Source organism: Candidatus Protofrankia californiensis, assembly GCF_900634765.1.
Taxonomy (GTDB): Bacteria; Actinomycetota; Actinomycetes; order Frankiales; family Frankiaceae; genus Protofrankia; species Protofrankia californiensis.
In genome coordinates, this window is record NZ_CAAAFT010000045.1 from 583 (window position 1) to 7,724 (window position 7,142).

The 7,142-nt window shown below is 69.6% G+C and carries 3 protein-coding genes; 1 reads left to right on the forward strand and 2 read right to left on the reverse strand.

The window, feature by feature from the left end:
• Together DD1DGNOD_RS02415 and DD1DGNOD_RS02420 are read right to left on the reverse strand one after the other, a co-directional pair.
• On the reverse strand, nt 1-3,581 hold a 3,581-nt coding region (locus DD1DGNOD_RS02415; protein WP_241255419.1), incomplete at its 3' end, for a TM0106 family RecB-like putative nuclease.
• Nucleotides 3,582-3,752: 171 nt separating this feature from the next.
• Nucleotides 3,753-4,832 carry a hypothetical protein gene (locus DD1DGNOD_RS02420; RefSeq protein ID WP_131764992.1) on the reverse strand — a complete coding sequence of 360 codons (1,080 nt, stop codon included), beginning with the start codon at nt 4,830-4,832 and terminating at the stop codon, nt 3,753-3,755.
• A 353-nt stretch (nt 4,833-5,185) separates the two neighbouring features.
• Here DD1DGNOD_RS02420 and DD1DGNOD_RS02430 point away from each other — a divergent pair.
• A partial coding sequence (locus DD1DGNOD_RS02430; RefSeq protein ID WP_131769345.1) for an ATP-binding cassette domain-containing protein occupies nt 5,186-7,142 on the forward strand: 1,957 nt, incomplete at its 3' end.

The following is a 7,142-nucleotide window of genomic DNA, read 5'->3' on the forward strand; positions in this document are numbered from 1 at the left end:
CTGGACGTGGTCAGCGACATGATCGCCACAGGCGCTTCCTGGCCCTGGAAGCGGTCCACCGTCGCGACCCGGACCCCGTGAACGCCAGCCTTGCCCAGAGTGTGCTCGATTGCGCGTACCTGGCGGTTGTAGGGGGCGACCACCAGCACGTCGCAGGCGCGCAGGACGCGTTCGGTACCGCCGTCGACGAAGTGGCGGCCGAGGATGCCCCTGAGCAGGTCACGGACGGTGTCCACCTCCGGGTCGGACCGGGTGGTGTTGCCGTGGTGGACCACATCGTGCAGGTACAGACCCGCCTGGAGGCCGTCGATGCGGCGGCCGGCGGCGACCGGATGGGCGTGCAGGCGCCCCCGGTAGGCCAGCGCCGACACCGGTGCGCACACCTGCGGGTGCATCCGCCGGGTGAGGTCCAGGAAGTAGCCGAACTCGGCCGGTATGATTTCGTCCTCGCCGAGCAGGTGGGACAGGGCGGAGGCGTCCGCGCCGTCCGGGTGGATTCCCGCGACGACCTGCGGGAGCTGTTGGGGGTCGCCGAGCAGGACGAGGTTGCGCGCGGCGCCCGCCACGGCCAGGGTGTCGGCGAGCGCGAACTGCCCCGCCTCGTCGATGATCATTACGTCGAACGGTTCCGCGCGCAGCGCCGGATTGGCGAATGCCCACGCGGTGTCGCCGACGAGGTGCCCGTCCGGATGCGCGGCACGCCAGGACGCCAGCGCCCGGATGTCGCGCGGGGTGTCCCACGGCGTGTCCGGGTCGGGTTTGTGACCGGAGCGCAGCTTCTTCGCCGCGGCGATGCTCCCGGCGGTTGATGCCGGATCGTCCGCGGATGCCGGACCGGCGGCGGACGCTGGACCGGCAGCGGGGCCGGTCGCGGCGAGCATGGTGTTCTCGATCGCCTTGTGGCTGGTCGAGCACACACCGACGGTGCGTCCTGTCTCGACGAGGTGGCGGATCAGCCGTCCGGCAAGGTAGGTCTTGCCGGCGCCGGGCGGTCCCTGTACCGCGAGGTAGGAGTTGTCCAGGGCGTCGACGGCGGCGAGCACGGCGGTGATCAGGTCCCCACCGTGCTCGGCCGGATCCGGCAGGCCGGCGTGCTGGGCGGGCTGTCCCAGCAGCCGTGGCGGGTGCCGGCGCAGCAGGTCCATGGCTGGTCCGCCCGGCAGATCCACGTCAGCCCGCAGCGGGGAGGACGCCTGTTCCAAGGAGGACACCGGTCCCGGGGCGAGCGCCGGTTCCGGGGAGGACGTCGGTTCCGGGGAGGGGGCCGGTTGCGGGGAAGGCAGAGTCGCGGCCACCGTCCGCGCGAGTTCGGCGATCGCAGCCGGTTTGGGTTCGGGACGCACCGGCGGACCTGGTAGCACTGCCAGCGGCAGATCGGCGGTGGTGTCCTCCGGTGCCGCGCTCTCCCGGACGAGCAACCTGTCGGGTTCGCTCCGTTCGATCTCGGCGTCCCGGGTGTGACCGGAGGCGGGGCCGAAGGCGGCGTGACGCTGATCACCACCGGTGCCCGGGTAGAGCAGCCGTACCCGCTCACCGGTGGAGAACGGATGGGTGCGGTCGGGGTCGAGCGAGGTGAGCAGGCTGCGTCGGGTCTTCTTCTGCCGTCCGGTCGGGGCGACCCACCCCTCGACGACGGTCCATTCCAGCGGGACGGCGCAGCCGTCGTCGGCTTCCAGCGCGGCACGGTCGGCGGTGAGCCAGGCGAAGAACTCCCACCAGGCGGGTTTGTTCTCGCGCCGGTGGTAACCGACGGCAGCCGCCAGCAGCGCCCGGGCCCGCTCGCCGTCCGTCCATGTTGCCGGGTCCTCGGGCAGGCCGGCGATCAGCGCGTCAACGGTCGCGTCGGAATAATCCGGCGGTGCATCGGCAGCCGTGTCCTCGGCCTCCGGCAGCAGGTCCGCGGCTGGCGCGGGCATGATCCCTTCGACCGTACGCAGGTCGAGCAGCCAGCGGTGCAGGCGGTGGGTGGACACGCAGTCGACCCGGTTGTACTCGGCGATCTCGTTGAGGACGTGGTCGGCGGCCTCCTGCTCGCCGGCCGCGAGGTGGGCCAGGACATTCTCGTAGGCGACGATGCTGTCGACGGCGGTCTTGACCTCGGCGCCACGCGCCCCCGGCATGTACAGCGGCTCCAGATACTTGATCGAGTACGAGCGCTGGGAGATCTTCAGGCTGCGCCGGACGACCGTGTACAGGTCTACGAGCCGATGCCCGGCGAGCAGGGCGTCCACCTGCTGTTCGCGGGTGCCGTGCCTGGCCGCGAGCCGTTTGAGTGCGTTCGGTTCGTACGGAGCGTAGTGGTAGATGTGCGCCCGGGGATGGTCGGTGAGCCGTCGCAGCGCCCAGTCGATGAACCGCTCGAGCGCGCGCTTCTCCCCGGCGCGGTCGTGTGCCCAGAACGGGTGGAAGATCTCCGGAGGGTCGGCGGGGCTGCCGGCACTGGCACTGGCACCGGCACTGTCAACAGCAGCGGTGTCGAGGGTGACGGCGCCGAACAGGTACTCCAGACCGGAGTTGTCCAGCGCGTACGGATCCCCCTCCATGTCGAAGTAGATGTCGCCCGGATCCGGTACCGGCAGGGAGGCGAGCCCATCGGGCGCGACCACCCGGACGGTCACGGTGCCGGTCCGGTCGTCGTCGGTGCGGGTCGCGTCCTGGATGACCTGCAGCTCCGCCTGCAGCCGCAGCCCGGCGAACGTCGCCGGCGCCATCGAGGCGGGACGCTGGTCATCACCCGCGGCGGCGAGGTCCTCGACCGAGGTGATGCCGGCGGCCCGCAGCTTGCGCCGCTGATCCGTGCGCAGGCCGGCGACCAGTGACAGGTCGCGGGCGACTTCCCGTCCCTGCTCGCAGTGGGCGGCGAACGCGCAGGTCCCACACGCGGGCCGGGGATCACCCCAGGACGGCCGGGGGATCGCGGGCGCGAGCCCGAGCTGCGTGGTCAGCCTGCCCCGGGCATGGCCGACCATGGGCGCGACGTCCTCGACCCGTAACGATTCCAGCCGGCCGTCGCCGAGTAACAGATGGATGCGCCGGGCGGCGGCCACACCGATCGCGGGGAGCGCCCGGGCGTAGGAGGCGAGCTGCACCACCGCGGCGGGGCGGGCGTGGCGGGCGAGCTTGGCGTCGTACGGTTCGTAGCGACCGGGTACGGCCTCACCGGTGTGCGCACCGGTGACCGGGTCGAGGTGCGTGGCGATCAGGAAGTCGGGCCGTCCCTGGAAGGAGCCGTCGAAGAGCACTGCCTGGTAGATGACGGCGGCGCGAGCGGTGACGGCTTCGCGGGTCTGTTCCCGGGCCGTCTCCAGCGCCGCCAGGGTGCCCTCGGGTCGTTCGATCACCGCGACGGCGTCAGCGCCGAAGATCCCGACGAGGTGCGCGAGCCACCGCTGTTCGTGCGCGTCGCCGTGGCGGACCAGCAGTTCGTCCGCTGCACCGACCGTGACCGGCTCGCCGGTGGTGGCATCGTCCAGTCGCACCCCGGCCGCGTGGGCATGTGACAGCGCGAGTCGGTGCCCGCACTCGAGCGCATCGACGATGTCGCTCGCCGACACCACCCACCGGTCGTCGAACCGCTGCATGCTCCCTCACATCGCCGGTGTTCCCCGTTCCCGGGATCTCCGGGCACGCGAAAAGCGCCGAAGCCATCATCCTCGTCCCGGGTGGGCTCAGTGACCTGGGCCTCCCGAACCTCCCGGACCCGGTAGGAGCCCCGGGCTCGAGAAAATCATGATCGCGCTGCTTTTGGCCCTTCAGCCGGTCCGGGTTCCGTACCGGGCGGCGGCATTCTGGACGAGCTGCAGCGATTCGGTGCTGGCGGTCAGGTGTTTGCTGTCCATCAGGCTGAATGCGAACAGGCCCGCGCCGGTGACCTGCCGTATGTAGTCGTCGGTGAAAACCGCCTGCAGGTCGTTGGCCCAGGTGCCCGCCGAGCCGTCGTCGGGTTTGTAGTGCGCGACCATGACCGGGCCGTATTTTCCGAGAATCTGGGTCATGTTACGGATGTCGTCGACGTTGTTTTTGGAGTCCATCGCCTGGAAGCTCTGGAAGTCCGACTGCCGCAGCACGTCGTCGAAATGTCCGATCAGCGATTTCCCGCCGCCCTTCGCGGGGTCGTCCCAGCGGGCCTGCCAGCCACCCCAGCCAAGGGAAATCCTGGCGTTCGGCGCCAGCGAGTGGAAGATACCCATGGCGGCGACGTACTGGTCCTTGAGTTTCAGGTAGTAGTTCGTCACCTCCTGGTTGGCGGCCCAGGTGTTGGCCTTGCACGGGTAGGTCTGCAGTTCGGTGAACAGCGTGACGTACAGCGGCGGTCCGCCCGCCTCGCGGCCGAATATCTGCGCGAGTCGCCGGGTGTCGCTCAGGAATGACGACGACAGTGGGTAGTCCCGACCGCAGGCCGGCCCGTACTTGGTCTGCACGGTGGCGACCTGGCCGGCTCCGCCGAGCCACACGACGAGATGGATCGCGCGCCCGCCGGCGTAGACCTGGGGAATGAGATCCTTCGACCAATTGGTGAGGAAACCGAAGTCATTGGGGCTGTTGTACCAGGTCGTGAACATTCCCAGCTGGTCGGCGACGGGTGAGGTCGAGTCGCTGTCGAGAGAGGGCCCGAGGCCGAACACGAGCTTGCCGGCCCGGCCGAAACCCGGTGGCCTGGCCGCGGTACCGGCCGCGGTACCGGCCGCGGTGGTGACGGCGGACGTCGACGCCGTCCGCTCCGCCGGGGGCCGGCCCGCTATGTCCGGCAGCGACCACACGACCAGTCCGACCAGTGTCGTAAAAAAGACAAGAATGGCCTTCAGTGTGTGAAACCGCTTCAGTACGGACAAGGGGGCTGCTCCGTAATTCTCCCGAAGTGTTCCCCCGAACGGGGGTAGCGTACATGTTCCCATCGCTGGACGATCTCCAGCTTGGAGATCGCCACTCGAGTGAAGGTGACGACATCCGGTGTCCGGTTACACCACCAGCCGCACCACCAGCCGCACCACCAGCCGCACCACCGGCCGTATTGCCGGCCGTACCACCGGTCACACCGCCGCCGACCGCACCGCGGCCGGCCGATCCGTTCGGCGAAAACCCCCGATTCCGTGTGGATGCGGCAGATATGATCTCTCCGGCGAGAGACGCCGGTAGGTGACGGTCCGGTGGCAGCCAACCTCCGGCCACGGGGGGAGATACGTAGGTGGACGGGACCGCGCTGCAGGTCAACACCCCGGACGGTCAGGTCGTCCTTTCGGGCGGTGGACCATACGTGGTCGGGCGGGCGCGTCAGGCCGACGTCGTCATCGTCGACCCTCGCGTGTCACGACGGCACCTGGTCCTGGAGTCGGGCGCCGACGGTTGGCTGGTGCGTGACATCAGCGCGAACGGTCTGTGGCGTGACGGCAGGCGGGTGGGCAACGTCAACGTCACCGCGCGCGGTGGGCAGGTCCGGATCCGGTTGGGCGCCGTGGACGGGCCGGAGGTCATTCTCGTCCCGTGGTCTGAGCCCCTCCCGGGTCCGTCGGGCCGCCTGGACTCACCGGGTGACCCGTTGACCGCGTTTGCCGGTGCTGGCGGCGCCCCTGGTTCGCCTGCCGGGCGAGCAGGCCGGGCCGGTGCGGCCGGCGACGACTCGGTGACGTTCCAGCATCCGGTGGTGGGTAACGACCATAAGGTCCACCGGTTGCGTCCAGGACGGATGATGCTGGGCCGTTCCCAGGACAACGACGTGGTCGTGGACGACTTACTCGCCTCTCGGCACCATGCCCAGCTCCGGATCGGTCCTCAGCGCCGGGTCGGTGACGTTGCGGGCAGTAACGGCACGGGCAGTAACGGCACGGGTGGCGGTGACGGCACGGCTGGCGTCGCCGTCGAGGTCGTCGATCTGGGATCGGCCAACGGTACGTTCGTCAACGGCCAGCGGGTGGCCCGTGCATTCATGGCGCAACGTGACGTCATCGCGATCGGTCACCACCTGTTCCAGCTCGACGGCGGGACGCTGGTCGAGTACGTCGACGGCGGTGACGTCACCTTCGAGGTGAAGGCCCTGTCGGTGTGGGCCGGCGCCAAGCAGCTCATGCACGACGTCACGTTCCGCCTGCCGGCCCGGTCGCTGCTCGGTGTGGTCGGTCCGAGCGGTGCGGGCAAGTCGACGTTACTCAACGCACTCACCGGGTTCCGCCCGGCAGATGCCGGCGTGGTCCGCTACGCCGGTCGGGATCTCTACGCCGAATACGACGAGCTGCGTCGCCGGATCGGTTATGTCCCGCAGGCCGACCCGCTGCACGGCCAGCTCACCGTCCGCCAGGCCCTGGAGTGTGGCGCTGAGCTGCGCTTTCCCGCGGACACGACAGCGGACGAGCGGCGCAGCCGGGTCGCTGAGGTCATTACCCAGCTCGGGTTGCGTGACCATGCCGACACGCCGGTGAGCAGGCTGTCGGGAGGGCAGCGCAAACGGACCAGCGTTGCTCTGGAGCTGCTGATCCGTCCGACCCTGCTGTTTCTGGACGAGCCCACCTCCGGCCTCGATCCGGCGAACGACCAGTCGGTGATGGAGGCACTCCACGGGCTCGCCCGCGGCAGCGACGGCGGGGACGGCGCCGTGGGCGAGGGCCGCACGGTGATTGTAGTCACTCATAGTGTCTTGTTTCTCGATTTGTGCGACTACCTGCTGGTGCTTGCCCCTGGTGGCCACGTGGCCTACTTCGGTCCGAGCACGGGCGCGCTGCGGTTCTTCGGCAAGAAGGACTTCAAGGAGTTCGTGGCCGTCTTCCGGGAGCTGGAGGCGACCCCGGGTGATGTTCTCGCCGCCCGCTTCCGCGCGTCCGAGTACTACGTCCCGTCCGCCGTTGTCGCGCCGGTCGTGCGCCGTCCGCCCGCGCTGCTGCCGAGTATCCGCCAGCAGCCGGTGTCGGCGCAGCTGTCGACGCTGATCAGGCGGTACCTGCGGGTTGTGTTCGCCGATCGCTCCTATCTCCGGCTGATCCTCGCGTTCCCGTTCCTGCTCGGGATCATCCCGCGGGTCATCCCGGCGAAGGACGGTCTCGTGGCGCTGCGGGAACCCAACCCGGACGCGACCAAGGTGCTGGTCGTGCTCGTGCTGTGCGCGTGCTTCATGGGGATGGCGAACTCCGTGCGTGAGATCGTCAAGGAGCGGC